18 protein-coding genes are annotated in these 25,441 nt (G+C 47.0%); 7 read left to right on the top strand and 11 right to left on the bottom strand.

The window, feature by feature from the left end; all coding sequences use genetic code 11:
• Positions 1-3: 3 nt before the first annotated feature.
• On the bottom strand, positions 4-1,707 hold the full coding sequence (locus tag KDM90_RS08605) for a GspE/PulE family protein (protein WP_212675195.1): 1,704 nt from the start codon (positions 1,705-1,707) through the stop codon (positions 4-6).
• A gap of 173 nt (positions 1,708-1,880) precedes the next feature.
• On the opposite strand from KDM90_RS08605, the gene KDM90_RS08600 reads away from it, so the two are divergent.
• A complete protein-coding gene (locus tag KDM90_RS08600; RefSeq protein WP_212675194.1) occupies positions 1,881-2,801 on the top strand; it encodes an AAA family ATPase in 921 nt (306 codons plus the stop codon).
• A 57-nt stretch (positions 2,802-2,858) separates the two neighbouring features.
• Here the strand turns inward: KDM90_RS08600 and KDM90_RS08595 are convergent, their stop codons facing one another.
• Both KDM90_RS08595 and KDM90_RS08590 read right to left on the bottom strand, forming a co-directional pair.
• Positions 2,859-3,791 (bottom strand): peptidylprolyl isomerase, encoded by a 933-nt coding sequence (locus KDM90_RS08595; protein WP_230409698.1) that lies wholly within the window; start codon positions 3,789-3,791, stop codon positions 2,859-2,861.
• Between the two features lie 17 nt (positions 3,792-3,808).
• On the bottom strand, positions 3,809-6,682 hold the full coding sequence (locus tag KDM90_RS08590) for a M16 family metallopeptidase (RefSeq protein WP_212675193.1): 2,874 nt from the start codon (positions 6,680-6,682) through the stop codon (positions 3,809-3,811).
• 175 nt (positions 6,683-6,857) lie between these two features.
• Between KDM90_RS08590 and KDM90_RS08585 the strand changes: the two genes are divergently transcribed.
• The 3 genes from KDM90_RS08585 (at position 6,858) to KDM90_RS08575 (ending at position 11,351) form a co-directional block, all read left to right on the top strand.
• A complete protein-coding gene (locus tag KDM90_RS08585) occupies positions 6,858-7,121 on the top strand; it encodes a DUF2164 domain-containing protein (protein WP_212675192.1) in 264 nt (87 codons plus the stop codon).
• A gap of 323 nt (positions 7,122-7,444) precedes the next feature.
• Positions 7,445-9,685, top strand: coding sequence for a putative bifunctional diguanylate cyclase/phosphodiesterase (locus tag KDM90_RS08580; RefSeq protein WP_212675191.1), 2,241 nt, complete (start codon positions 7,445-7,447; stop codon positions 9,683-9,685).
• 193 nt (positions 9,686-9,878) lie between these two features.
• Positions 9,879-11,351 carry a pyridoxal phosphate-dependent decarboxylase family protein gene (locus KDM90_RS08575; RefSeq protein ID WP_212675190.1) on the top strand — a complete coding sequence of 491 codons (1,473 nt, stop codon included), beginning with the start codon at positions 9,879-9,881 and terminating at the stop codon, positions 11,349-11,351.
• Between the two features lie 246 nt (positions 11,352-11,597).
• On the opposite strand, the gene KDM90_RS08570 is transcribed toward KDM90_RS08575, so the two are convergent.
• The 8 genes from KDM90_RS08570 to KDM90_RS08535 all read right to left on the bottom strand — a co-directional run bounded on the left by KDM90_RS08570 (position 11,598) and on the right by KDM90_RS08535 (position 20,262).
• The gene (locus KDM90_RS08570; protein ID WP_212675189.1) at positions 11,598-11,990 is read right to left on the bottom strand and encodes a RidA family protein; all 393 of its coding nucleotides are present in this window, start codon (positions 11,988-11,990) and stop codon (positions 11,598-11,600) included.
• Between the two features lie 45 nt (positions 11,991-12,035).
• Positions 12,036-12,455 carry an acyl-CoA thioesterase gene (locus KDM90_RS08565; RefSeq protein ID WP_212675188.1) on the bottom strand — a complete coding sequence of 140 codons (420 nt, stop codon included), beginning with the start codon at positions 12,453-12,455 and terminating at the stop codon, positions 12,036-12,038.
• Positions 12,452-13,639 carry an acyl-CoA dehydrogenase family protein gene (locus KDM90_RS08560; protein WP_212675187.1) on the bottom strand — a complete coding sequence of 396 codons (1,188 nt, stop codon included), beginning with the start codon at positions 13,637-13,639 and terminating at the stop codon, positions 12,452-12,454. The genes KDM90_RS08565 and KDM90_RS08560 overlap by 4 nt, the downstream gene beginning before the upstream one ends.
• Before the next feature lie 390 nt (positions 13,640-14,029).
• Positions 14,030-14,884, bottom strand: coding sequence for an enoyl-CoA hydratase family protein (locus tag KDM90_RS08555; RefSeq protein ID WP_212675186.1), 855 nt, complete (start codon positions 14,882-14,884; stop codon positions 14,030-14,032).
• Between the two features lie 15 nt (positions 14,885-14,899).
• Complete coding sequence (locus KDM90_RS08550; protein WP_212675185.1) at positions 14,900-15,421, bottom strand: MarR family winged helix-turn-helix transcriptional regulator; 522 nt, start codon at positions 15,419-15,421, stop codon at positions 14,900-14,902.
• Positions 15,421-16,206 carry an SDR family NAD(P)-dependent oxidoreductase gene (locus KDM90_RS08545; RefSeq protein ID WP_212675184.1) on the bottom strand — a complete coding sequence of 262 codons (786 nt, stop codon included), beginning with the start codon at positions 16,204-16,206 and terminating at the stop codon, positions 15,421-15,423. Before KDM90_RS08545 ends, KDM90_RS08550 begins: the two co-directional genes overlap by 1 nt.
• 1 nt (position 16,207) lies before the next feature.
• Positions 16,208-18,601 carry a bifunctional salicylyl-CoA 5-hydroxylase/oxidoreductase gene (locus KDM90_RS08540; protein WP_212675183.1) on the bottom strand — a complete coding sequence of 798 codons (2,394 nt, stop codon included), beginning with the start codon at positions 18,599-18,601 and terminating at the stop codon, positions 16,208-16,210.
• A 2-nt stretch (positions 18,602-18,603) separates the two neighbouring features.
• Positions 18,604-20,262, bottom strand: a complete 1,659-nt coding sequence (locus tag KDM90_RS08535) for an AMP-binding protein (RefSeq protein WP_212675182.1) — start codon at positions 20,260-20,262, stop codon at positions 18,604-18,606.
• A gap of 418 nt (positions 20,263-20,680) precedes the next feature.
• On the opposite strand from KDM90_RS08535, the gene waaA reads away from it, so the two are divergent.
• The 3 genes from waaA (at position 20,681) to KDM90_RS08520 (ending at position 25,290) form a co-directional block, all read left to right on the top strand.
• Positions 20,681-21,973 (top strand): lipid IV(A) 3-deoxy-D-manno-octulosonic acid transferase, encoded by a 1,293-nt coding sequence (waaA, locus tag KDM90_RS08530; RefSeq protein WP_212675181.1) that lies wholly within the window; start codon positions 20,681-20,683, stop codon positions 21,971-21,973.
• Positions 21,974-22,077: 104 nt separating this feature from the next.
• On the top strand, positions 22,078-22,986 hold the full coding sequence (locus tag KDM90_RS08525; RefSeq protein ID WP_212675180.1) for a DUF2785 domain-containing protein: 909 nt from the start codon (positions 22,078-22,080) through the stop codon (positions 22,984-22,986).
• 108 nt (positions 22,987-23,094) lie between these two features.
• Positions 23,095-25,290: a S9 family peptidase gene (locus tag KDM90_RS08520; RefSeq protein WP_212675179.1), complete on the top strand. Its 2,196-nt coding sequence runs from the start codon at positions 23,095-23,097 to the stop codon at positions 25,288-25,290.
• Positions 25,291-25,441: the final 151 nt, after the last annotated feature.

Raw genomic sequence — 25,441 nt, 5'->3', positions numbered from 1 at the left:
TTCCTAATCATCCATCTGATTGCTGATACGCATCGCTTCACTGACCGTCGTCACACCACTCAAGACCAACTCAATCGCATATTGGCGCAGTGTCTTTCCTCCCATTTGGCGCTTCGCGACGTCCATGAAATAGGCATTATCCTCACTATGGGCTGCATCAATCACAGGCTTTGTCATCTCTAACAATTCATAAACACCAATGCGTCCGCGATAGCCTGTGCCGTTACAATGTCCACATCCTTTACCGCTATGATAACGATGTAAGTCTATCGTCTCCCCCATATCCTGACCGAGCCATTCCCGTTCTGCCGGACTCAAACGATGTTCCGAATGGCAGCTCTCGCAAACCACCCGAACCAAACGTTGCGCTAATACTGCTTGGAGAGAACTACCCATCATATAACGCGGCACCCCCATATCAAGCAAACGAATTGGCGTACTAATTGCATCATTCGTATGCAAAGTTGACAAGACCAAATGCCCCGTCATGGCTGCCCGCATTCCGATTTGCGCTGTTTCTTGATCTCGCATTTCGCCCAACAATAAGATATCTGGATCTTGCCTTAAGGATGCGCGCAAGACTTTCGCGAAACTTAAATCGATCTTTTCATTGACCTGCACTTGATTAATACCCGGCAAACGGTACTCGACCGGATCTTCGACCGTAATTAACTTTCTATCTTCTCGATTCAGTTCCGAGAGAGCGCCATACAAAGTCGTGGTTTTACCGCTTCCCGTTGGGCCAGTGACCAAAACAAGTCCATTTGGGCGCTGAATAATAGCCCGGAAGCGTGCCAACATCTCTGGTGGCATGCCAATTTTATCGAGATTCAAAATGCCGCCGCTCTGATTCAATAGACGCATCACAATCGACTCACCATACTGAGTCGGCATGGTCGATATCCGCACGTCGATTTGTTGTTGACGAACTTTAATAATGAACCGTCCATCTTGCGGAAGACGTTTCTCAGAAATATCCATTTCAGAAATCAATTTCAAACGCAAAGCCAAGGCACTGGCAATTTTCATATCGGCTTCCGTCTGCAAATGCAGCATGCCATCGATACGAAAACGAATTTGCAAGCGTTTTTCTTGTGGTTCGATATGAATATCTGAGGCGCGTACTTGGGTCGCATCATCAAATACTGACTGCAATAACTTCACGACTGGCGCGTCTTCAGAGCCCGCTGTACTCACTAAATTACCAAAGTCGATATTCGCATCCGTCAACTCCTGTTCGAGTTCACGTGCGAGGTCGGTTATCGCTTCAGTATGCCGGTAAAGATTATCAATCGCTGCCAAAAGATCGTTTTCATTGACCACCGCCAAATGGATGGCACTTTTGAGGATTCGGCAAATTTCATCATAGGCAAACAAATCGGTCGGATCGACCATCGCCACCAAATACCCATTGTCTCTTTGTTCCAAAACAATCGCGCGAAAACGTCGCGCTTGCAACTCAGGTAATTTTTTTACAAGATCAGGCTTGATATTGTATTGCTTCAAATTGACGAAACTAATATTCAATTGGCGCGCCATCGCCTCTGAAATCTGGTCCTCAGTCACAAAGCGATTTTCCACAAACAGGCGACCTAATTTACGCCCAGTGCGCTTTTGTTCTGCCAAGGCAAACTGCAATTGCTCATCGGTCATGAGCTTTTGCTGCAAAAGAATTTCGCCCAATCGAATTTTTTCTGGTCGTGCCATGCCTATCCTCTACTCCTCAATTACTTCCATTATTGCGTGCTAATACCCACGGCAGAGCCGATTCACTATATCAGATTCACGGGGACTACTGCAGAGAAGCAGCGGTCTGTGCTAGTCTTGCACACTTACAACACAAAGCAAGCTAACTTGACTTGATTCTATGGGAAATACACATGTTTTTAAAAGTCCATGAGGTCGCAAAACAACTGAACCAAGTGATTATTGGTAAAGAACGTCAAATTCAACAATCTCTCGTCTGCCTCCTCGCAGGTGGGCACTTGCTGATTGAAGACGTTCCGGGTGTCGGCAAAACCACGCTCGCCCACGCCTTAGCCATTTCCTTGGGACTGCAATTCAATCGCTTACAATTTACTTCCGACCTTTTACCGACGGATGTAATCGGTGTCTCCATCTTTGAGCGCGAGAAAAGTCAATTTGTTTTTCATCAAGGTCCCATCTTCACACAAGTTTTGCTCGCTGACGAGATCAATCGCGCCACCCCGAAAACCCAGTCTGCGCTACTCGAAGCAATGGAAGAACAGCAAGTGAGCGCAGAAGGTCAAACCCGCGCGCTGCCTCAGCCTTTTTTTGTCATCGCAACGCAAAACCCGACTCATCAGGTTGGAACGTTTAGTCTCCCAGAATCACAATTAGATCGATTCTTGATGTGTCTTTCACTTGGCTATCCTGACGCTGCCGCAGAACGCGCACTATTAATGGGTGAAGACCGCAGGAACTTGCTTAAGACCTTACCTGCTCTGATGCGCGCGGAGGAGTTACTGGCGGTGCAAACGGCAGTGCGACAAATTCACGCTTCCCCCGCACTGATCGATTACATTCAAAAGCTCGCACAAAGCACACGCGACGCGAGTCTCTTTGCCGAAGGAATGAGCCCACGCGCGGCACTCGCGCTACTACAAGCAGCTCGCGCTTGGGCCGCATTGGAAGGCCGTGATCATGTCATTCCTGAGGATGTGCAAGCCGTTCTCGTGCCAGTGATTGCCCATCGTTTACGCCCCATCAACGCGGTTCACAGCAAAGCCAGCGCTAGCGCTGACCTACTCACCCAATTAATGCGAAAAATTCCGGTATGATTGGATGGGTCGACGTCATAGGAGCAGGTCACCGCGAAGTTCGCTTAGGCCTGCCTTTTACGGTATCAATCGCACAGGAATTGGAACATTACATAATTCAATATGATTCGCGGCAAATTTATACCACTCCCCACCACGATTTCTTTGCGCTTCAATCAAGGCTTGAAAGTTCGCTGTATCCGTCCTAAAGACCACTAACTTGGTCCGATCAGACTCAAGCACATCCGCAGCCAGTCGTACAGACTTAATCGGCGTGCGTTCCTCTTCGGTCTCATAAAAACCCAAAGGTGCTTTCCCCCGAGGCAAACTAGCGAGCAATTCGATCCCAAACATCACCCGTCCCACAACGGTGATGTTTCTATCGAGATGACGAGGTGCGTGACCAATCACGGCATACAGTGAACTGCCATTTCCACTATCCGTCTCATTCCCACGCGCCACGCCAACCGCCCCATAGCAATGAGTAAGCCAAGTCGTTTGCGTTTTTGGATCACGGGCGACAGGGAAACCGTTGACATGTCCCACTTGTGGTGCGTAACCATCGCTATCTGGCAGTCGTGTAAACGATGCATCGCTCTTGAATTTCACTGTAAATTCGCCATCCACTTTTTTTGCTGCTTTTTTGAACTCGCGTTTCTCATTTGGATCGCCCCATTGCGCCACATAGTTGTCGTGCGATCGTATCATCGCCAAACCATCAAAATATCCTTCTTTCACCAAAGCCCGTATATTTGCAACATTTTTGGGCGCAAACTCCGGCGCCAATTCGATCACTACCCGACCTTTCTCCGTTTCCAAATAAAGCGTATTCGCTGGATCAAGTGCTCGCCAATCTTCCGCTTTTGATTGATTCAAAATATCGCCCATACTGCGATACGTGTGCATCACTTTTTGGCTAGGCTCTTTTCTTTCAATCTTGCCTTTTTCCGCCGATGCAATGACTGGAAAGGACGTTCCACAACTTAATGCGAGTAACACTGCGGTTATCATATTTTTCTTCAACTTCATCATCGTCCTTTGGGAATAGGTGTTGGTATGGATATCGACGTAGGTAACACTGTTTTTTCTGGATACATCACAATTTGTATTTGATTGCTCAGATCAAAATAAATTCGTGCTGCTTGCTGTATATCTTCGGGTTTTAATTGTTGAATTTGATTTTCATAATCAAATACTTTGGCAGCATCTTCTTGTAAGAAATTCGCGTCGCTCAATACACCGATCCAAAACTCATTGGTTTTGACTTCTTCTTTTCTGTTCTTCAACCAGTTTTCTTTTACTTTATGCAATTCTTCTTCGGTGACAGCATGCCTTTTCATCTCTTCCAACAAAGCGCGACTGGTTTGTAGCAGCTTTTCCACGTGCTCTGGACCGCTAGGAAGAACCAGGACGATGGAATACGAGCCAAAAGGAATTTTCTTGATTTGTGCTGTTACCCGTGGACTATAAACCGCTCCTAATTCTTCACGCATCTTCGCAGTCAAACGTAATTGCAAAATCTCGGTCAGTGCAGAAAAGCGCAATTCATCACTGGCACCGACTGGACGTTCACCGTGTAACTGCAAAGTCACTAAACTGCGTTGCTCCTTTCCAGCATAGACCTCCTTGTGAACGATCCCCTTTACGAGTCGCAGTCCATGATCGGGCAAGCCGGATTCAATTGGGTGCACTGGCAAATTGGCCAAATAGGTCAACAACACAGTCTTAATCTTCTCTGGCTCGAAACTACCGACTATAAAAAAAGTCAGCTTATCTGCACTTGAAAAACGCGACTGATAAATGGCTATCAGCCGATCCATATCGAGCGCCTGTAAATCTTCGGGAGTCGCTAGTTTGGGTTGACGGGGATGGTCCTGATAACTGGTTTGCAAATAAGCCTTCTGAAAGATCGCAGATGGCGTCGCCATCTGATTTCGTAATACATCTTGTTGCTTAGTGACGTATGATCGAAACAAATCTGGGTCTCGACGTGGCGATGTCATCAACAAATAGAGGATCTGAAGTGTGGTTTCAAAATCTTCCGGTGTCGATGAGCCTGAGATTCCCTCCGCAACGTCGCTAAAATTTGTCGACATGCTGGAACTCTTACCGGCTAAATACTTACCTAACTCAATTGGCGTAATATCTTTAATTCCCATCGCGCCGACAACGGATGTTGCGTACATCGCTTGTGAATAATCCGAGGCGTCAATCATACCCAAGCCGCCCGGTCGGCTTGCACTCAATAAAATTTGTTTATTTTTAAAATCCGTAGGCTTAAGTACGACCCGCACTCCATTACTCAATGTCCATTCTATGGTGCCCAAGACAGCGTTGCGCGACTCTTGAAGGATCGACCCAATCGTAGGCTTGGTATCGATCAACGCACGCGTCACCGTCTGTTCTCGATACACTCCCAACTTACTTTGTTCAGCCTGACGTATCCACGACGCCAGTTCAGATTTCGAAGGAGTCCGCTGTCCCTGTTGGGTTCCACCTTGGTAAACAATCAGTTTAGGCGAACGCGCTAAGAGCACAGATTGGGCGAATCGATTGACTTCTTCTAAAGAAATTCCTCGAACAAATTCACGGTGAAAAATATACTCTGCTTCAATTCCCGGAATAGCCTCGCCTGTCAAAAAATTTCGAACAAATTCCGCCGCAAACTCTGCGGATTGGCTTTTGTCTCGCTCGTTAAAAGCATTTTCCATGTAACGTAATGTGCTTAACTTAACCCGTTCGAGCTCCACTTGACTGAATCCATACTGCGCAAGCCGTTGATTCTCCGCGACCAGCGCTTGAACTGCCGCTTGTACGCCTGCTTTGCCAATCACAACCGAAGAATTGAATTCATTATATTCAGCGACGAGTGAGGAGATACCACTACTTGCCGCTAAAAAAGGAGGTTCCTGCACCTGCGTCAATTCATGTAGACGTTGATTCAGCATTGCATTAAAAAAACTTTGAATTCTACGTTGACGATAACTAGCAAATCGACCGTCATTCACTTGATGCATGCGCCCTTGACTAATACTCACGCTGGCGAGATTTGCCTCCTTATCGGTTGCGATCACGACCGACTCTTGATTCTCCAAAGGCACGCTCGCTCGCAAGCGTTTTCGTGGCTTCTGAGGATTTTTCATTGTTGAAAAATATTTCTCGAGTAAGGCTTGAATCACCGGCACTTCAAGATCACCGACGACGACAATTGCCATGAGATCGGGACGGTACCAATCTTGATAAAACCGCTTTAGCGCAGCGTGACGGAACGATTTCAAATTTTCTTCTTTGCCAATTGGCAAACGTTCCGCATATCGTGAACCATGCAAAACTTTGGGCAAGATAATTTTTTGAAGTCGATCCGCTGCGCCCTTTCCTAGTCTTGCCTCCTCCAGAACGACTCCGCGTTCACGGTCGATTTCAGTGGGATCAAAGCGCAAACCGTATGCCCAATCGGCCAAAACCATCATACCTTTCTCAACATTTTCTGGTCGATCTGTTGGAATTGGCAAAATATAGACCGTTTCATCAAATCCCGTATAAGCATTCAGGTCAGCGCCAAATTTGACACCGATGGATTCGAGGAAAGATACCAATTCATTTTTCTTAAAATGCGCACTACCGTTAAATGCCATATGCTCGACAAAATGGGCAAGTCCAAGCTGATCTGCATCCTCCAATATGGAGCCAGCTTTAACGACTAATCTTAATTCAAGTTTTTGTTCAGGCTTGCCATTTTTTTGAATGTAATAGGTAAGGCCATTTGGCAATTGTCCTTTTGCCAAACTAGGTGAATAGGGAATACGCTCATGCAAAGGAAAGTCAACGCGCGCTGATGCCTCAACGCAAAGTAACAGAGCCAAGCCATGCACAAGTAGGAATGATTTTATAAGTTGCCGCATCGCTTTAGCTTGAGTTAAGAATCGAGCGATCAACTTACCTGATCTAGGTAAAAATAACAAATAAATTATTCAATCGACAAACCTATTCAAGCAGCGCAAACCAGTAACAATCCATTACACTCCTATCTATCTCACTCATTATCCATCTCACTCAATTATCGACTATAGGAACACCGTGGACATCAAACTCAAACCTGAGATCAGGCAACAAGCATTAGAATCCCTGCAACGCTATTTCACGAGCGAAATGGAAGAGTCGTTAGGCAATCTTCAGGCCAATGCCCTACTCGATTTTCTCGTCGAAGAAATCGGCCCAAGTATCTACAATCAGGCGATCGCAGATGCACAACTCCACTTGACTGCTAGAGTTCAAGACCTCGACATTGATGTTCATGCTGAAGAATTCGGCTATTGGAGTAAGCAAAAAAAACGTCGCTAATTTTTTGTTCAAACAATGAGCGAGGACGGCATCATCAGCATATCGCTCATTTGATTAGTGCAATTGCTGAGAAGGGGTAAAGCTTGAAGGCCGAAGATCGAGCTCAAAGCCCAGATTCAAAAGGACTTTTTGTAAATTATCAAACAATCACGTAATTAATTGCAGGGCATCGCCCTCGACTCTGCACTTACCTTGACGTTCGCTCAAGTCTGGCCGATACTCTAAACGTGCCTATATTGTCAAAGCCATCCCCACAAACAAAGTGAGTGGATCGTCTTTCTCGAGACAGTAATTTAATCAATTTTTTGCATCAACTAAACAACATGTCAGGCACCCATAAAAATACTGACGGTGATCAGTTAATAAAAGCGCTTTTACAGCTTTGTAAACGCCTAGAAAGCGCTTGGAAAATCGATGATATTCTCAACGCCTATGCGCCAGTTGCCACCGAAATTCTTGGCTACCCCCATGCTTGGCTATCGATTTTTAATGAGCGACCTGGTTTTGTCTCTGTCATTAATTTTCGAACAAATGGCCAAGAGTCGGACACGACACGCATGATCCAAAATATCGAAATCCCGATGGCTGGCGATTTGATGATCGAAGAAATCATGCGGGCACAAAACGTGGTGGTGGTCGACGATGCACGGATTGACCCACGTACCAACAAAGAAATGGTTGCATTAATCCACAATCGCACCATTATTAATGTACCTCTGGTTTTAGTGGATCAAAAAATCGGCTCACTCGGTATGGGTACGATTGGCGATGACGAAGGCGTCCGCCCGCCTCAAGCTTGGCAGCTCGAGTTTATGCAGGCTATGGCAAGCCACATTGCCGTGGCGATTGATCGCGTCCAATTCATTAACGCCAGACAAAAAGCCGAAGATGCATTGCATGCTTCGGTTGAATTTGCGAATAGTTTAATACATGCGATGCAAGACGGTTTCTCGGTGCTAGACAGCACCGGAAAGCAAACCGATGTCAACCCAGCCTTTTGCAAAATGACGGGATTTCGCAAAGAAGAACTTCTACATTGCATGCCACCGTTCCCCTATTGGCCTGTCGAAGAGACCGATCGTATTCAAGCCGCCCTGAACGACATGCTACAAGGGCATTTCAGAGAATATGAATTCAATTTCGTGCGCAAAAACGGCGAACGTTTTCCGGTCACGATTAATCCCTCTGTCATACGCAATAAAGCAGGCGAAATAATTAATTATATTGCGACAGTCAAAGATATTTCAGAACGTAAGGCGGTAGAAGACATTATCAAATTTCAAGCCACCCATGATGAATTAACAGGTTTAGGCAATCGCCGCGCATTTGAACACATCCTAAACCAACTATTTGACGCGACCCGCTACGCGCCGCATCAACATGTACTTTGCTATCTTGATCTCGACGAGTTCAAAGTCATTAACGATACTTGCGGTCATGCTGCAGGAGACGAATTATTACGTCAAATTGCAAATAAATTTAGTAGCGTCCTGCGTGCAGATGACCATCTATGCAGGATAGGCGGCGATGAATTTGGGATCATTTTGCATCATCAATCGATTGAGCAAGCGCTCTTAATCGCTGAACGCTTACAACAGCAGCTACACCATTTCCGCTTTCAGTGGCAGGATCGATCCTTCGCCATTGGCGTCAGTATCGGTATGGTTGTACTCAATGAGCATAGTGAGAGTGTGGGTGCTTTGTTGCAATCGGCGGATAGTGCATGCTACGTCGCTAAAGATGCAGGACGCGGTCGCATCCATGTGTATGCCAGCGATGATCCCGCTCTAGCACAGCGTTACGGCGTGATGGAATGGGTTAGTAGAATTGAAAAAGCCTTGGCAGAGGATTTATTTGTGCTGTATGCACAAGCAATTGTTGACACCAAACCAGAGGGACATCAGGGCTTGCATTGCGAATTTTTATTGCGAATGAAGGACCATCATGGTGGCATCATTCCGCCCGGCGCATTCATGCCAGCAGTCGAACGCTACCATCTTTCCGCACGTGTCGATACTTGGGTCGTGAAACATGCGCTTGCTTGGATGAAGAAGCATGAGGATCAGATTGAATTATGTTCCATCAATTTATCGGGACAGAGTCTTGGCGATCCACATTTCCTTGAATTCGTGAGTTTAGCAATCGAGAGTTCAGGACTCGCTTGCGAAAAAATATGTTTTGAAATCACCGAGACTTCTGCGATCGCCAACATCACCATGGCAAAAAATTTTATGCAACAACTCAGCGCCAAGGGCTGTCGATTTTCTCTCGACGATTTTGGCAGCGGACTGTCTTCTTTTGCCTATTTGCGAAATCTGGATGTGAATATTCTCAAGATTGATGGCCAGTTCGTAAGAGATATCGAGACCAATCCTATCAATTTGGCGATGGTGAAATCGATTCACGAAATTGCTTGTTTAATGGGTAAGAAAACTGTCGCTGAATTCGTCGAGAACCGCGAAATTCTCGCATTGTTGCAAGGTATAGGCGTACATTATGCACAAGGCTTCGGCCTCGGCATGCCGGTTCCTGCGGATCAATTGTTGCTCGATCAGATCAATTGATAAAGAAGGTTTCGTGATTTGTCGACGTAAATAGCAAATCGAATTGGTAGATCGAACTGATAGATTGATTTGATAGATTGATTTGGTAGATCAAATTCGCAGCCAGCCAGACCAACATAGAGAGTTAAAGAGTATCAACATCATTGCTATGAATCGCCATCCATCATAAAGGCATACTATTAGGACCACGACTATGAATCAACATCAAAGCCTCGATTTCCAAGAGCAAGAATTCGCTAACATTTTGCAGAAAACGATCGACCTTGTTCTTGAGCAGTATGCGAAGGTCGATCAACAAGCAGGATTTCATGCGATTTCGCAAAAGGATGTCGCGGCTTGGTTTGACGAACCGCTTCCTTTGCTGGGGCACGATCCTATCACCTTGCTAGAACAGGTCAAGCAACAAGTATTGGATAGCGCGACGGGAAATCTTGGTCCGAATATGTATGCGTATGTGATGGCAGGCGGAAATCAAATATCGACAATCGCCGATTTCTTAACGTCTACCATCAATCAAAATGCGACTAAATGGCATCTCGGTCCTGCCATGACTGAAATTGAGAAGCGAGTTATCCAGTGGACAGCAGAAATGCTAGGTTATACGCCCGACGCTGGCGGTGTAATGGTCAGTGGTGGTTCTGCTGCAACGTTAACCGGTCTTACGGTCGGGCGTAATGTCTTCTTACGTCAACACAATGTGAATAAACACGGCTTATTTGGGCTCCGCCCTCTGACCATTTATTGCAGCACCGAAACGCATAGTAGCACCGACAAAAGCGTTGCTTTGTTAGGAATTGGCACACAGTATTTGAGAAAAATTCCAACTGACGACCAATTCAAGATCGATCTTGGCGCGCTACAACGCCAAATTGAGCAGGACATCAAAGATGGGCTGGAACCATTCTGTATCGTGGGAAATGCTGGCACAGTCAATACAGGTGCAATCGACGATCTTACCCAACTCGCAAGCATCGCGAAGCGACATGGCATGTGGTTTCACGTCGATGGTGCCTATGGCGGCTTGGTATCATCACTGCCCTCTCTACAAGAACAATATAAGGGAATGGAACTAGCCGACTCGATCGCTCTCGATTTTCACAAGTGGCTATACCAACCATTTGAAATTGGCTGCACATTGGTCAGAAATTGGGACTTACTGCGCGAATCTTACTTCAAGCAAGCGGACTATCTAGACACCTCCTTAGAAGCGAAAAGTGATCGATTAGAATTCAACGAACATTATTTTCAACTCTCACGCAATGCCAAAGCCTTCAAAGTTTGGCTTTCCTTAAAAGCGTACGGATTCCAGAAAATTCAAGCCATGATGCAAAAAGACTTGGATTTGACGCGCTATTTGGAACAGCAAATTCTCGACTCGCCAGATTTTGAATTGAAATCACGTAGCGACTTAGCAATTGCCTGCTTCCGCTATATCGGCCAAGGTCTCGACGAAAATCAAATCAAGCAGGTGAATCAAGATCTGATTGCCGCCTTAGAAAAAGATGGCAGAATTTTCATTACAGGTACACGTCTGCGAGGGGAGTTTGTTCTACGCGCTTGCATCATCAATCATCGAAAAACACGGGCATCAATCGATTATTTACTCGAAGTCATTCGTGATGTTGCACAGCACCTAAGGGCGTCAGCTTCGCAACACGCGGATTAAAATCAAGAATCCCAATTGATCAAGCAAAGGGGGCAAGTTTCCCCCTTTTCTTTTCACTGAGCCAAGCACGTATTGAGGGATGACTCAACTAAGTAGTGCCGACAAGGTCGCCATAAAATCAGTCAACGCCTTGCATTCGCTTTTTTGCTGCATCTTTTTTTGACATCTCGTTCAAAACAAATCGACATCATTTCACTTTTCCCACGACCCAAGTCTATTTGCGATTCTCAAATAATTAGACTGAAATTATTCCGGAACGATTGCAGTCACTTCAATTTCAACTCGCGCCCTATCCTCTATCAATCCCGCCACTTGTACCGCCGCCATCGCGGGGAAATGTTTGCCTATCACATCACGGTAGGCGGCACCGATTTCTTTATACGCGGCGACATATTCCTTTTTATCAATCACATACCACGTCATGCGCACGATATGCTCAGGTTTGGCGCCACCTTCAGCCAAGACTTCGACAATATTTTGCAATGCTTGGCGTGTTTGTCCTGCGATATCGTCACAATGAAATTGCTCTTGTCCATCCCAACCTATCATGCCACCCACGCAAATCGTACGACCTTTGGCAGCAACACCGTTCGAATAGCCGCGAGGTCGAACCCAGCCAGGTGGTTGTAAGAAGTCCATCGTCTTTCCTTTCAAAATAAATTCTTTGCGCTGGCACTAGCGCGCTTACGATACTAAATATTTCCGCATTTGTTCACGTAATGCGCTAGGTAAGGCAATCGCCTTGCGCTCTTGTACCTGCGCCATCACCAATACCAGTCGAGCTGTGAGTCGTAGATCTTGGTCTTGCCCCAGCATGCGGATTTCTACCGTCGCAGATGCGCGTCCTAGTTTGATGACGCGTAACTCCGCAAGCAGTTCGTCACCCATCACGCTGGTTTTCACAAAATCGGTTTCTATATGCACGGTCGGCAATCCTATGCCTTGCACCATATGCATTTCATGAAAGCTCATTGCCAAGTCTTGCGCACACCAATCTTCGACCACGCCATTGATCAATTCAAAATAGCGTGGATAAAACACGATACCGGCAGGATCACAATGCGCGAATCGTATGCTGATCGGTGTGCGAAACACTAAGCTCATAGCTTGGCATCCTTATGTTCTTTCAGCATTTCACGGGCGATAATTAATTGCTGCACTTCGGTCGCGCCTTCGTAAATCCGTAGTGCGCGAATTTCACGATACAGTCTTTCGACTGGTACTTCGCTCATCACGCCCATGCCGCCAAACATTTGTACTGCGGCGTCAATCACCTGTTGCGCGCCTTCAGTCGCGACCATCTTCGCCATCGCAGCTTCTTTGGTGACACGCTGCCCTTGATCCCGTTGCCACGCTGCGCGATACACAAGCAAAGCCGCGCTATCAATCGTGGTTGCCATCTGTGCCAACTTAGCTTGTGTCAATTGAAAATCCGCCAGCGTTTGTCCAAACATTGGACGACTGGTAGCGCGTGCCATCGCTTCGTCTAAAGCGCGACGTGCAAAACCTAAAGCTGCCGCGGCAACCGAGGTACGGAACACATCAAGCGTCGCCATCGCGACTTTAAATCCTTGCCCGCCGTCACCTATGCGCTGACTGACTGGCACGCGACATTGATTGAATTTCAAACGTGCTAAAGGATGCGGTGCGATCACATCAATACGCTCAGCAATTTCAAATCCTTCGATGTTCGCGTCAACGATGAAAGCTGAGATACCGCGTGAAGCTTCCGCTTCGCCTGTACGCGCAAACACCACATAAAAATCGGCGATGCCACCGTTTGAGATCCAAGTCTTTTCACCTTCCAGCACATAGTAATCACCTTGCGCATCGTGTACTAAATTAGCGCTACATTGCATCGCGGCGACATCCGAACCCGCGTTCGGTTCGGATAAAGCAAAGGCGGAGATTAATTTGCCTTGTCCGACTTTTTCTAAATAGTGCGATTTTTGTTGCTCGGTTCCGAATAAGCTAATTGCACCCGTTCCCAATCCCTGCATCGCAAACGCAAAATCGGCTAAGCCAGAATAGCGTGCTAAGGTTTCACGCAAGAGGCAAATCGCTCGAGTGTCAATGACGTCTTGATTTGCTCCGTAGGCTTTACCGCCGATTGCATGTTTGAGCCAGCCAGCGTCACCTAGTTGTTTGACTAAATCGCGACAGGCTTGATCTACATCGCTGCCATGAGTTTGTTGCAAATTCTGGCTCGCCCAGTTGTCTAATTTTGTTTGTAATTGGCGGTGTTCTTCATTGAAGAAGGGCCAGCTTAGGTATGCAATGTCTGACATGTGTTTCCTGTTATTTGTTTAAGCGAACAATGACTGCACATCATTTACGCATGCATTCTGTTTCTGACTTTAATCTCCCTTCTCCCGCAAGCGGGAGAAGGGGCGGGGATGAGGGTGCTTCAGTTACTCGCAAAGTTCATTCAATTCCAACAATCCATTTTTTAATTCGTAATGCGCTATTCACAACTCTGAACTACCCTCACCCCAACCCTCTCCCGCTTGCGGGAGAGGGAGTTTAAAACGTATTCCATAGATCGGTCAGAGGCGCTCTATGCTTTAGCGGCGCGGGTTGCACCCGCCCTACATCTTAAGTTCATCATCAACCTACGCAGAGAAATTCAATTCCAAGGATTTGCAACGCTGTAATGCGCCCTGCAATTGGATTTATGTTTAATTACCCTCAAACTTTGGCTTCTCTTTTTTCACAAACGCATGATAAGCCCGATGGAAATCATTGGTCATCATGCAAATCGCTTGCGCCTTGGCTTCTACATCGATAGCTTGATCGACACTCATGTCCCATTCTTCATGCAGCATTTTTTTGGTCATCGCATGCGCAAATGTGGGACCATTTGCGAGATTGCTGGCGTAGGATTGCGCGGCGCTGATCACGTGTTCTGGTTCCGCTAATTGATTAAAAAATCCCCAACGCTCGCCCTCTTCGCCTGACATGCTGCGTCCGCTGTACAGCAAATCGGAGGCGCGGCCTTGCCCAATGATACGCGGCAAGATCGCACAGGCTCCCATATCGCAACCGGCGAGTCCGACACGGGTGAACAAAAACGCCGTTTTGCTACGACTAGTCGCAATCCGAATATCTGATGCCATCGCAATGATTGCGCCTGCGCCTGCGCAAATCCCATCGACAGCAGCGATAATCGGTTGAGGACAAGCGCGCATAGCTTTGACTAAATCGCCCGTCATTTGGGTGAAGCGGAGTAAGCCGGGCATATCGAGTTGAGTGAGTGGTCCAATGATTTCATGCACATCACCACCCGAACAAAAATTCTCACCTGCACCTGTCATCACGATGGCTTTAATATCGTCGGCATAGCACATCGCACGAAACAGATCGCGTAATTCTGCATAAGAATCAAAGGTCAGAGGATTCTTACGCTCGGGCCGATTCAGCGTAATTGTCGCGACTTTATCTTTGACTTGATAGGCAAAATGTGTGGATTGATAATTTGCTAGTGATAAATGATTGCCAGGTAAGTCGCTGGTTTTTCCTGTAAGGTAATTCATAGTAATTTTATTCTCTCATTCATGCTCATTCTGTTTACCAGCACCAAAGTTCCCACTCAAATCTGATTTCACGCTCGATAACAAACCAATCATTTGGCTTTTTTGCTCTGCATCTAATCCAGAAAATAGCTCAGCAACCCAAGCTTCGTGCACGCTCGCCATGGTTTTAAATGCTTTGCGTCCGGCTGGCGTGAGTTTTACGCTGTAAGCGCGGCGATCTTGTTTATCCGTCACGCGCATCACCAGGCCTTCTTGCTCTAACTGATCAGTAATACCCGTGATATTGCCGCCGGTGACCATCATGCGTTTAGATAATTCACCCATGCGCAAACCGTCTGGATGACGCTCAAGCTGTGCCATCAAATCAAAGCGCGGTAAGGTAATATCAAATTCGGCACGCAAGCGATTGCGAATTTCGTTTTCTATCATGACTGTGGTCGATAACATCCGCAGCCATAATTTTAAAGATTGATGATGATCTTGGGTTAAGCGGGTTTCCAGATCGATCGTGTCGTTTGCGATTTCGTGCTGACGCATCACATCACCTCACCACCAGCGATTGCAATCGATTGACCATTTTGCGATGCGCTCGCTGGCGAACACAGCCACAACACGGCATCAGCAACTTCTTCAGGTTGAATCAAACGCCGTTGCGGATTAGCCGCTGCGAGTTCGGCACGCGCTTGTTCTTCGCTGCGACCCGTCTTTGCCATGATATTAGCTATCGCATCGCGCACGATGTCTGTTTCGGTATAGCCCGGACACACCGCGTTCACCGTCACACCTTTTTGTGCCACTTCTAAAGCGAGGGATTTGGTTAAACCAATCACGCCATGTTTTGCGGCAGCATAGGCTGCGACATACGCATAACCCTTCAGCCCTGCCGTACTCGCCACATTCACGATACGTCCCCAAGATTGCGCCAGCATCGCGGGCAAGACTTGTTGTGTACACAAAAAAGTCCCAGTCAAATTGACAGCCAACATCTGCTGCCATTGCGCTTCGCTGGTTTTTAAAAATGCAGCAGAGCTGGCTTGTCCCGCATTATTGATCAAGATGTCGACCGTGCCAAAGCGCTCGACAGTCTGCGCAAAACCCGCGCTGACAGACGCGCTGTCACTGACATCCATCACTATGGTCTGCATCAAGCCAGCATCGTTTAACTGCTGCTGCGCGGTGTGTAGATTTGCTTCTGTACGTCCGGTGATGGTGACTTTCACACCTTGCGCTAAGAGTGCCTGCGCAATCGCGTAACCGATGCCGATCGCACCGCCAGTGACGACGGCGTGTTTTCCAACTAATGCTGGATGAAAGAAGTTCATATCAGCCTTCCAATAATTTTGCTGCAATTTCTTGTGGGCTCATGCCACGACTTGCCGCTGCCACTTGACGCTCGCGTTCGAGATTGCGCTCCAATTGCAACTTGCCAGCGATGTAGGGTTTAGGCCAACTGATGTCGGTGAAACCAAGCTTGGCTGCTTCGTGCAAAGTCCACGCTGGATCAGCTAAATGCGGTCTAGCAATCGCACACAAATCAGCACGACCCGCGGCGATAATGCTATTCACATGATCGGCTTCAAAAATCGCACCCACTGCAATCGTTGCAATCTGCGCTTCATTCCGAATACGATCCGAAAACGGCGTTTGGAACATACGACCATACACTGGCTTTTCTTGTTTACTGACTTGACCCGACGAGCAATCGATCATGTCGGCACCCGCCTGTTTGAACAGCTTAGCAATTACCACAGCATCATCTGGCGTAATGCCTCCCTCCACCCAATCGTGGGCGGAAATACGCACGGACATCGGCTTATGCACTGGCCAAACGGCGCGCATAGCAGCAAATACTTCTAATGGATATCGGCAACGATTTTCCAAACTACCGCCGTATTCATCACTGCGCTGATTGGATAATGGAGAAATGAAACTCGATAGAAAATAACCGTGCGCACAATGCAATTCCAACCAATCAAAACCCGCTTGATTGGCGGCAATGGTCGCTGCGACGAATTCATTCAATACTTGCCTCATTTGCGCTATCGTCGCAGCTTTGGCGACTTGCGACACACCTCGTAAATATTGTTGTTCAGACGCTGAAATCAAGGGCCAATTACCAACATCTAAAGGCTGATCAATACCATCCCAAGCGCGCTTGGTAGAACCTTTGGCACCTGCATGTCCAAGTTGCACAGCAATCTTGGCGTCGCTATTGACGTGCACGAAATCAACGATGCGTTTCCATGCCTGCGTGTGTTCTGGTGCATATAAGCCGGGGCAAGCCGGTGTAATTCGGCCTTCTGCCGAGACACAAGTCATTTCGGCAAATACCAATCCTGCTCCACCCATCGCACGGCTGCCGAGATGCACTAAGTGGTAATCGCCAGCGATGCCATCGACCGCTGAATATTGCGCCATCGGTGACACCACGATACGATTTTTTAAAACCACGTCGCGTACCTTGAATGGTGTGAACATCGGTGGAATCGTTTGCTTGATTTTAGGCATGTCAATACCAGCTTTAGCAAAAGCTTGTTCCGCAATCCAGGATTCAAAACTACGCACATAATTTGCATCGCGCAGACGCAAATTCTCGTGTGATAAACGCTGACTGCGCGTCAACATCGAGTAGGCAAATTGCGGTGCTTGCATCGCAGTGTATCGCTGCACGTTTTCGAACCACTCCATCGAGTTACGCGCTGCACTTTGTATTTTCAACACTTCTATTGCACGTAGGTCTTGATACGCGTCCATCACCGCTTGCATACCATGCTCTCCATGTTGCGCGAAACAGTTAGCGAGCTCTATCGCGTCTTCCAGTGCCAGCTTGGTTCCCGAGCCGATAGAAAAATGCGCGGTATGTGCCGCGTCACCCATTAAGACCACAGGAACGTCTTTGCCATTAATCTGATTCTGATGCACCCAACGCTGACAAATTATCCGAGGAAATTTGATCCAACTCGCTGAGCCCCGCAAATGGCTGGCATTGCTCATCAAGGCATTGCCATCCAAATACTTGGCGAATAATTTTTCGCAAAATGCGATCGCTTGCGCCTGATCCATTTGATCGAGACCCGCTTTCAACCACACCTCTTCCGGTGTCTCGACGATGAAGGTCGCTGTGTCACCATCGTATTGATAGGCGTGTGCTTGAAACCAGCCATGTTCGGTTTCTTCAAATGCAAAAGTGAAGGCTGAGAATAATTTTTTGGTACCTAGCCAAACAAAACGGCATTTGCGCGTATCAATATCGGGTTGATAGGTCGATTCATAGCGCGTGCGAATTCGACTATTCAATCCATCGCTGGCGATCACCAGATCAGCGTCAAAGGTTTGCGCTAAAGCTTGGTCATCTTGTACGTCGGTTTCAAAGACCAATTCCACACCTAATTGTTCGCAGCGCTCTTGCAGAATATTCAGTAAACGTTTGCGACCAATGCCGCAAAAACCATGTCCACCCGATGTGACGACCTGCCCTTTGAAATGCACATCGATGTCATCCCAGTGATTAAAGGCTTGCAGTATGGTCTTGGCAGTGGGTTCATCTGCTTTCACCAAATTACCCAGAGTCTGATCCGAAAACACCACGCCCCAACCAAAAGTATCGTAAGGACGATTGCGCTCAACCACTACGATACGATGTGCGGAATTTTGCTTCTTCATCAGCAAAGCAAAGTACAAACCAGCGGGACCGCCGCCTATGCAAAGTATGTTCATAATTATTTTGCCGTAGTCGTTTTTAATTTAAAGCGCTGCACTTTACCGGTCTCCGTGCGCGGCAAAGCATCTTTGAATTCTATGCAGCGGGGATATTTATACGGGGCGACATTCGCTTTGACGAATTGTTGAATCTCGCTAACCAAGGCCTCACTGGCCAAAGGGTCACTGACCTTACTGGCGTCACGCAAGACCACAAAAGCCTTGACGATTTGCCCACGCTCTTCGTCAGGCAAACCTACCACCGCGCATTCAGCGACCGCGGGATGCTTTAAAATGATTTCTTCGACTTCGGGACCTGCGACGTTGTAACCCGCGGTAATAATCATGTCGTCGGTACGCGCGCGATAATGGAAGTAGCCTTCGGCATCCATTTCATACGCATCACCGGTTAGATTCCATCCATTCAAGACATAATTCTTTTGTCTGTCGTCAGCCAAATAGCGACAACCGGTCGGCCCCTTGACTGCCAATCTGCCTGTCACACCTACGGGCGCTGGATTTCCCTGTTCATCCAGCACACAAGCTTGATAACCAGGCACCGCTTTGCCCGTAGCACCAGAACGCGCATGCTCGCCTGCTGCGGAAATAAAGATATGCAACATCTCGGTAGCTCCTATGCCGTCTATCATGATGAGTCCAGTCGCAGCTTGCCAAGCTTCACGCGTGGCGGCTGGCAAAGTCTCTCCCGCTGACACGGTTTTTTGCAGCGACTTTAAGGAAAAATTCGGCACCATCGGCAACATTTGACGATAGAAAGTAGGTGCCGTAAAACAAACCGTCGCTTGATATTCATCGATAGATTTGAGCAGTGTTTCTGGCGTGAGTTTTTCTAATAACACCGCTGTCGCGCCAATCCGCAAAGGGAACAGCAACAAGCCGCCCAGACCAAACGTAAATGCTAATGGTGGCGTACCAATGAAGATATCGCTAGTCTGCGATTGCAAGATCGAACGCGGAAAGCAATCACAAATCGCCAACACATCGCGATGAAAATGCATAGTTCCTTTCGGCATACCGGTCGTGCCTGAAGTAAAGCTAATCAAACATACATCTTCGGCGTGCGTATCGACTGCGGCAAAACTCGTCGGTTTAGACTGCATCAATTGTTCGACAGAACCCACTTCCTCAGAATTAAAGCATTTGATCTGTTGCAAAACCGGACTCAATTTCTGCGCTACCTCTAATTCTTCATGCAAGGCAGCAGAACACAGCGCAGCGGAAATTTGCGCCTTATCGATAATCACACTCAACTCTTTCGCACGCAGCAAAGGCATGGTCGGTACTGCGACACAACCGACTTTCCACACCGCCAAAATACAAGCTGCCATCATGGGATTATTTGCACCACGCAATAACACGCGATTGCCTGGTGCTAGACGCATCTCATCCACGATGACATGCGCAATTTGATTCACTTTGGCGCATAGCTCGGCATAGGTCCATTTCAAACTAGCATGAGCACTAGCACTGCGGATTGCAATTTTGTCGGCAAATCCTTGAGCGGCGATATCTTCTAAAAAAGCATTCGCGCAATTCAAACGCTCTGGATACTGCAATTCAGGCAAGTCGAATAGCAGTTCCGGCCACTGTTCCGGCGGTGGCAAGTGTTGAAAAGTGAACGTATCGATGTGTGCAGATTGCGGAAAATGAAGAGGCATTAAACGCTCCATACATGATTTAAAGTGACCTTCCCTATTACCTAATCGCACATCGCCATTCTTGTAAGGAATAAAGCTGTGTTAACTTGATTGCAATAGTGAATAATTACTTTAAACCTAAACTATTTAAAGGTAAAGTAATAAATTTACACACTGAAACGCTGTTGTGCGAACAAATACCGGCGCCGTCTTGTTCAACGGTGTCGATACTTTGACTAAGGAAAAACAAACAGAAGGCCATTTTGCTGAATCGACTAAATTCTCGAGACAAGACAAATTCGACCAAGCGCATGGAATCCAAAATCGAAACATGGCGAAGATATGCGCGGAAATCATGCAATTCCATACAGAAATTAGGGTATATTCAGCACCTATTTCACCATTCAGCAGAGAATCCCGTTTTCTGTATAAAAAATTAATGCGCCTCTTTTACTCTTTGGTTTGGACGCTTGCCTTACCTATCATTCTCTTGCGTTTATGGTTACGTGGCAAACAAGAACCCGGCTATCGCCAACATGTTGCAGAACGATTAGGCTGGTACCAAGATATTGAACGTGATCCGATTGCACGGCCATTTATATGGGTACACGCTGTATCTGCGGGTGAAACTCGGGCGGCAGAGCCCATCGTCAGAGCCCTGCTCAACAAGTATCCGCAACATCGCATCTTATTGACCCACATGACGCCAATCGGTCGCAGTACAGGGCAAAGTTTGTTTGCAAATATCGATACGCGTCTAACACAAGCATTTATCCCTTACGACATCAATTGGATGATTCGGCGTTTTTTGCGTCACTTTTCCCCCTGCATCTGCATTTTGATCGAGACAGAAGTTTGGCCAAATCTGATTGCGCAATGTAAGGCTGCGCAAGTTCCTGTCACCTTGGTCAATGCGCGCCTATCTGAAAAATCTCTGCGCAAAGCACAACGTTTATCGTCATTAATGGTCCCAGCGGCAAAGTCAATCGACTTTGTTGCGGCGCAATCGGGCCCAGATGCGGAACGGCTAAGTTCACTTGGTGTCCGAGCATTGTGCGTGACGGGAAATATGAAATTTGACGTAAGCCCTCCCCCACTCATGGCCGAGCGCGGGGCAAAGCTTCGTGCATCTTTTGCAGATCGGCCGGTATTCATTTGCGCTAGCACACGCGAAGGCGAAGAAGCATTAATTCTGGATGCGTTCACCCAACTTCAGCTACCGCGTGCCTTGCTCATTATTACTCCTAGGCATCCACAGCGATTTGATCAGGTGGCCGCGCTATTGACCGACTATCAATTGCGTTTTGTGCGCCGTTCATCGCTTAACTTGAATGAAGCTAGTTCGCCGATTGCGGCTGACACCCAGGTCTTATTGGGCGACAGCATGGGTGAAATGTATATGTACTATGCTGCCAGCGACCTTGCATTTGTCGGAGGAAGCCTAGTTGCACTCGGTGGGCATAACTTAATTGAAGCTTTTGCAATGCACAAGCCTGTTTTGACCGGTCCGCATACATTCAATTTTTCCGAGATAACCGAACAAGCTATTGACGCCGAGTGCGCACAACGTGCGGCTGATGCAAATCAAGTCATGCAACTCGCGCAAATTCTTCTCGACGATGTCACCACTCGGACAAAGATGGGATCAAAGGCGCACGCATTCTTTTTGCAACACCAAGGCGCGACGGAACGCACTATGCAGGCAATCGCACCATTTATTGTGTCACTCTGACTTTCAAATCGATGCAACCAACTTGCATCACACCGGCACACATTGATCAATGTAAATGAATGGATGATCGATCGACCTAATGCATTTGCAAGGAGGATAGAACCATGAAGAAAATTAACTTCTCAGCCATTTTGCTGAGTTTGAGTTGCATCTTAAGTTGCGTAAGCGCTGCATCAATTGCGGCATGTCCGCCGCAGCAATACACAAGGGTTCAGCTCCTCGAACTAAAGAAAAATAACTGGCAAATTACGAATGCCAATGAGCGTCAACACATCGCTTTGGCATTGCTTGATTGTTTAGGTGAACCCGATCCCCACCTGCGTGATGAGATCGCTTTCGAGGCACTGTCTTTCTGGATGCGCAATGAACTCATTGCAACCGAAACCATCGTCGCAATGCAAGAAAAATTGCAGCAGCAAATCAATCAAGTTATCGACCAGAATGACCCAGGCTTCATGCAAGCATTTTCAGCAATGGTGTTAGCGGAAATTGCGCGAGTCGATCGACGCAAACCCTTCATGAGTGAAACACAGCGACAAGCCATGTTGGCGGTTGCCGGCAATTACCTCAATCAACTACACGACTATCGTGGATTTGATGAAAATGTCGGATGGCGCCATGGTGTTGCGCATGCTGCAGATTGGATGATGCAATTATCATTGAATCCCGCTTTAAGCAAAACACAGCACCAATTTATCTTGAACACACTTGCGAAGCACATTGCCAACGACCAGCACTTCTATATTTATGGCGAAGGAGAACGGCTTATGACACCAGTCTTCTACTTGGCACTTCGATCACAATTAGGCGTCGAAGAGTGGGAGCGCTGGTTCAGTTACTTATTCGAAACCAAACTCGACTTGAAAAAAACAACGCAAGCAAGCCTAGCCCGAAAACACAATTTGACCGCATTTCTGTCCGCACTTTATATCGCACTACAGCAAAGTCAACAGGATGCCTTACGAGAAAGATTACTCCCCATAGTCATTAAGTCTTTGAAAAAATTGAATTAAATTGAACTAAAACAACGACGCGCAATCTTAACTCGTCAAGCTTTTGACCCTAAAAAATTTTATTTTGCATTATCCAATCATCAAGAAAAATCATTTGGAGGATCAACCATGAAACGCACTATTCCCTTGAGCGCCATTACCGTTGCCATTATCACCGGTTTTGCGGTAAATGCTGCAGCGTATGCCGGCGATGGCAAATTGACTTTAGAAATGCTTTATCACCCAGAGCAGCGACAGAACTTTAATGCAGCGCCACTCACCCGACTGTCTTGGGACAACCAAAACCGTTTGATCGAATCCAAAGTCAACAAAGGTGTCGCTGAATTATTCGTGGTCAATCCTACGACTTGGGAAAAAACCGCACTGCCTGCAGATGGTAACGTCTTAAGCATACTCAAAGCCGCCAAAATCGATGAAAAAGAAATCGGTAAACTCGCGGATCAATTAAGTGCACGCATCAAGCCAGAAACGAAAAGTTATATCTTCACATACAAAAATGATATTTGGTTGCTCGATTTAAATGCGGCGAAAGCACGTGCTTTGACGAATACGCCAAACGAACAAGAAGACGAAGCATTACTCTCACCCGATGCGAAAACAGTTGCCTATTTAAAGGGCAATGACATGTATGCGACTGACGTTGCGACTGCAAAGGAAAAGCGACTAACCACAGGCGGCAGTGAAACAATTTTCAATGGTCGACTGGATTGGGTCTATCAAGAAGAGGTCTATGGTCGTGGTGATTTCCGCGCATTTCGTTGGGCGCCGGACTCTAAAAAATTGGCCTTCTTGAGCTTTGATGAAACCAAGGTTCCTGTTTACACCTTAAGCGGTGATCATGCACAACCTGTCAAAACAGATCGCACACGCTATCCAAAAGCGGGCGATCCAAATCCAATTACCAAACTCGGCGTAGTCGATTTAAATGGCAAAATTAGTTGGACCCAAGATCCCTACGCTGGCAAAGAAACCTTAATCGTTCAAGTTGATTGGACCCCAGATGGCAGACTTATGGCAGCTTGGCAAGATCGCGTGCAAACATGGTTGGACTTACGTATTTACGACACCAAACTGAACAGCAAAGCCGTGGTGAAGGAAACAAGTCCTGCATGGACAGAGCGCCTACCGCTACCGCATTTCTTGAAAGACGGCAGTTTCATTTGGGAATCAAGTCGGACTGGTCACCATCACCTGTATCACTATGATAAAAATTTCCAACTCGTCAAAGCTGTGACACAAGGGGACTGGGATGTGCGTAGTGTTCACGGTGTTGACGAAGCAAACAACCGTGTTTTATTTGCCGCAAACGAGCGCAACCCTATTGGCAATGACGAATACAGCGTCAATCTCGATGGTTCAAACTTGAAACGATTGACAGAAGAAAAAGGCACGCACATGGTGCGTTGGAACGAAACCTTTACGCATTTCGTTGATACCTGGAGCAGCATGACGCAAACTCCAAAACAAGCTTTATTCACGGATGCTGGGGTACAAGTTAAATTAGTCGATGATGCGGGCGTACCGACTAAATATAAAGAACTACAACTCGCTACCGTGAAGCACCAACAAATTAAATCCCGCAACGGCTTCCCAATGGAAAGCGTGTTGTTCTTGCCACCGAATTTTGATTCAACAAAAAAATATCCGGTGTATCAACATCTCTATGCAGGTCCAATGGCACCGCAAGTACGTGATATGTGGAATACCAATTTGTACTACCACTTCTTAGCGCAGCAAGGCTATGTTGTCTGGGTAATGGACAATCAAAGTGCGAGCAACAAAGGTGTTTCAAGCGCTTGGCCTATCCACAAAAAACTAGGTCAACTCGAATTGCAAGATCAACTCGACGGACTGGAATGGTTGCGCCAGCAAGGTTTTGCTGACATGGATAGGATCGCATTAAACGGTTGGAGTTACGGTGGTTACTTTACATCCTATGCGATGACGCACAGCAAGGCTTGGAAAGTGGGATTCGTCGGTGCACCTGTCACGGATTGGCGCTTTTATGACAGCATCTATACCGAACGTTACATGGGCTTACCACAGGAAAATGCGGAGGGTTACGATAAAGGCTCCAGTCTGAAAGCAGCCAAAGATCTAAGCGGTAAAATCTTGATTATGCATGGCACAATGGACGATAACGTCCATCCGCAAAATACCGTCATGTTCATTGATGCTTTAGCCAAAGGCAATAAAGAATACAGCTTACAACTCTATCCTGGTCAAGGCCATGGCGTTGCCGATGCTTGGCAAAATTGGTCCTTACAAAAGGCTAAGTGGAAGTTTTTGCAGGATAATTTATAAACATTTGATTGCAGCATAAAAAAGAACCGGTAAGCGCAATGCTTTACCGGTTTTTTTTGCGCATTTTTTAGTTCGAGTGATTGGCAGGTCAAACCGCCAGACGATTACGAATAAATCGCCCTGAAAGGACTAAGAAAACTGCAAAGGCGCG

Source organism: Affinundibacterium fentianense, assembly GCF_018139545.1.
In the GTDB taxonomy this organism is placed as follows: domain Bacteria; phylum Pseudomonadota; class Gammaproteobacteria; order Burkholderiales; family Burkholderiaceae_D; genus Undibacterium; species Undibacterium fentianense.
Note: the sequence above shows the minus strand (reverse complement) of the source record. Positions and strands in the feature narration are given on the sequence as shown.

What these genes read in the sequence shown, in the direction of transcription:
- KDM90_RS08570 (WP_212675189.1), bottom strand. Translation starts at nt 11,990, where the DNA reads ATGGACTTCTTACAACCACCTGGCTGGGTTCGACCTCGCGGCTATTCG.
- KDM90_RS08575 (WP_212675190.1), top strand. Translation starts at nt 9,879, where the DNA reads ATGAATCAACATCAAAGCCTCGATTTCCAAGAGCAAGAATTCGCTAAC.
- KDM90_RS08565 (WP_212675188.1), bottom strand. Translation starts at nt 12,455, where the DNA reads ATGAGCTTAGTGTTTCGCACACCGATCAGCATACGATTCGCGCATTGT.
- KDM90_RS08550 (WP_212675185.1), bottom strand. Translation starts at nt 15,421, where the DNA reads ATGCGTCAGCACGAAATCGCAAACGACACGATCGATCTGGAAACCCGC.
- KDM90_RS08600 (WP_212675194.1), top strand. Translation starts at nt 1,881, where the DNA reads ATGTTTTTAAAAGTCCATGAGGTCGCAAAACAACTGAACCAAGTGATT.
- KDM90_RS08540 (WP_212675183.1), bottom strand. Translation starts at nt 18,601, where the DNA reads ATGAACATACTTTGCATAGGCGGCGGTCCCGCTGGTTTGTACTTTGCT.
- KDM90_RS08580 (WP_212675191.1), top strand. Translation starts at nt 7,445, where the DNA reads ATGTCAGGCACCCATAAAAATACTGACGGTGATCAGTTAATAAAAGCG.
- KDM90_RS08605 (WP_212675195.1), bottom strand. Translation starts at nt 1,707, where the DNA reads ATGGCACGACCAGAAAAAATTCGATTGGGCGAAATTCTTTTGCAGCAA.
- KDM90_RS08555 (WP_212675186.1), bottom strand. Translation starts at nt 14,884, where the DNA reads ATGAATTACCTTACAGGAAAAACCAGCGACTTACCTGGCAATCATTTA.
- KDM90_RS08520 (WP_212675179.1), top strand. Translation starts at nt 23,095, where the DNA reads ATGAAACGCACTATTCCCTTGAGCGCCATTACCGTTGCCATTATCACC.
- KDM90_RS08595 (WP_230409698.1), bottom strand. Translation starts at nt 3,791, where the DNA reads ATGATAACCGCAGTGTTACTCGCATTAAGTTGTGGAACGTCCTTTCCA.
- waaA (WP_212675181.1), top strand. Translation starts at nt 20,681, where the DNA reads ATGCGCCTCTTTTACTCTTTGGTTTGGACGCTTGCCTTACCTATCATT.
- KDM90_RS08525 (WP_212675180.1), top strand. Translation starts at nt 22,078, where the DNA reads ATGAAGAAAATTAACTTCTCAGCCATTTTGCTGAGTTTGAGTTGCATC.
- KDM90_RS08545 (WP_212675184.1), bottom strand. Translation starts at nt 16,206, where the DNA reads ATGAACTTCTTTCATCCAGCATTAGTTGGAAAACACGCCGTCGTCACT.
- KDM90_RS08560 (WP_212675187.1), bottom strand. Translation starts at nt 13,639, where the DNA reads ATGTCAGACATTGCATACCTAAGCTGGCCCTTCTTCAATGAAGAACAC.
- KDM90_RS08535 (WP_212675182.1), bottom strand. Translation starts at nt 20,262, where the DNA reads ATGCCTCTTCATTTTCCGCAATCTGCACACATCGATACGTTCACTTTT.
- KDM90_RS08590 (WP_212675193.1), bottom strand. Translation starts at nt 6,682, where the DNA reads ATGCGGCAACTTATAAAATCATTCCTACTTGTGCATGGCTTGGCTCTG.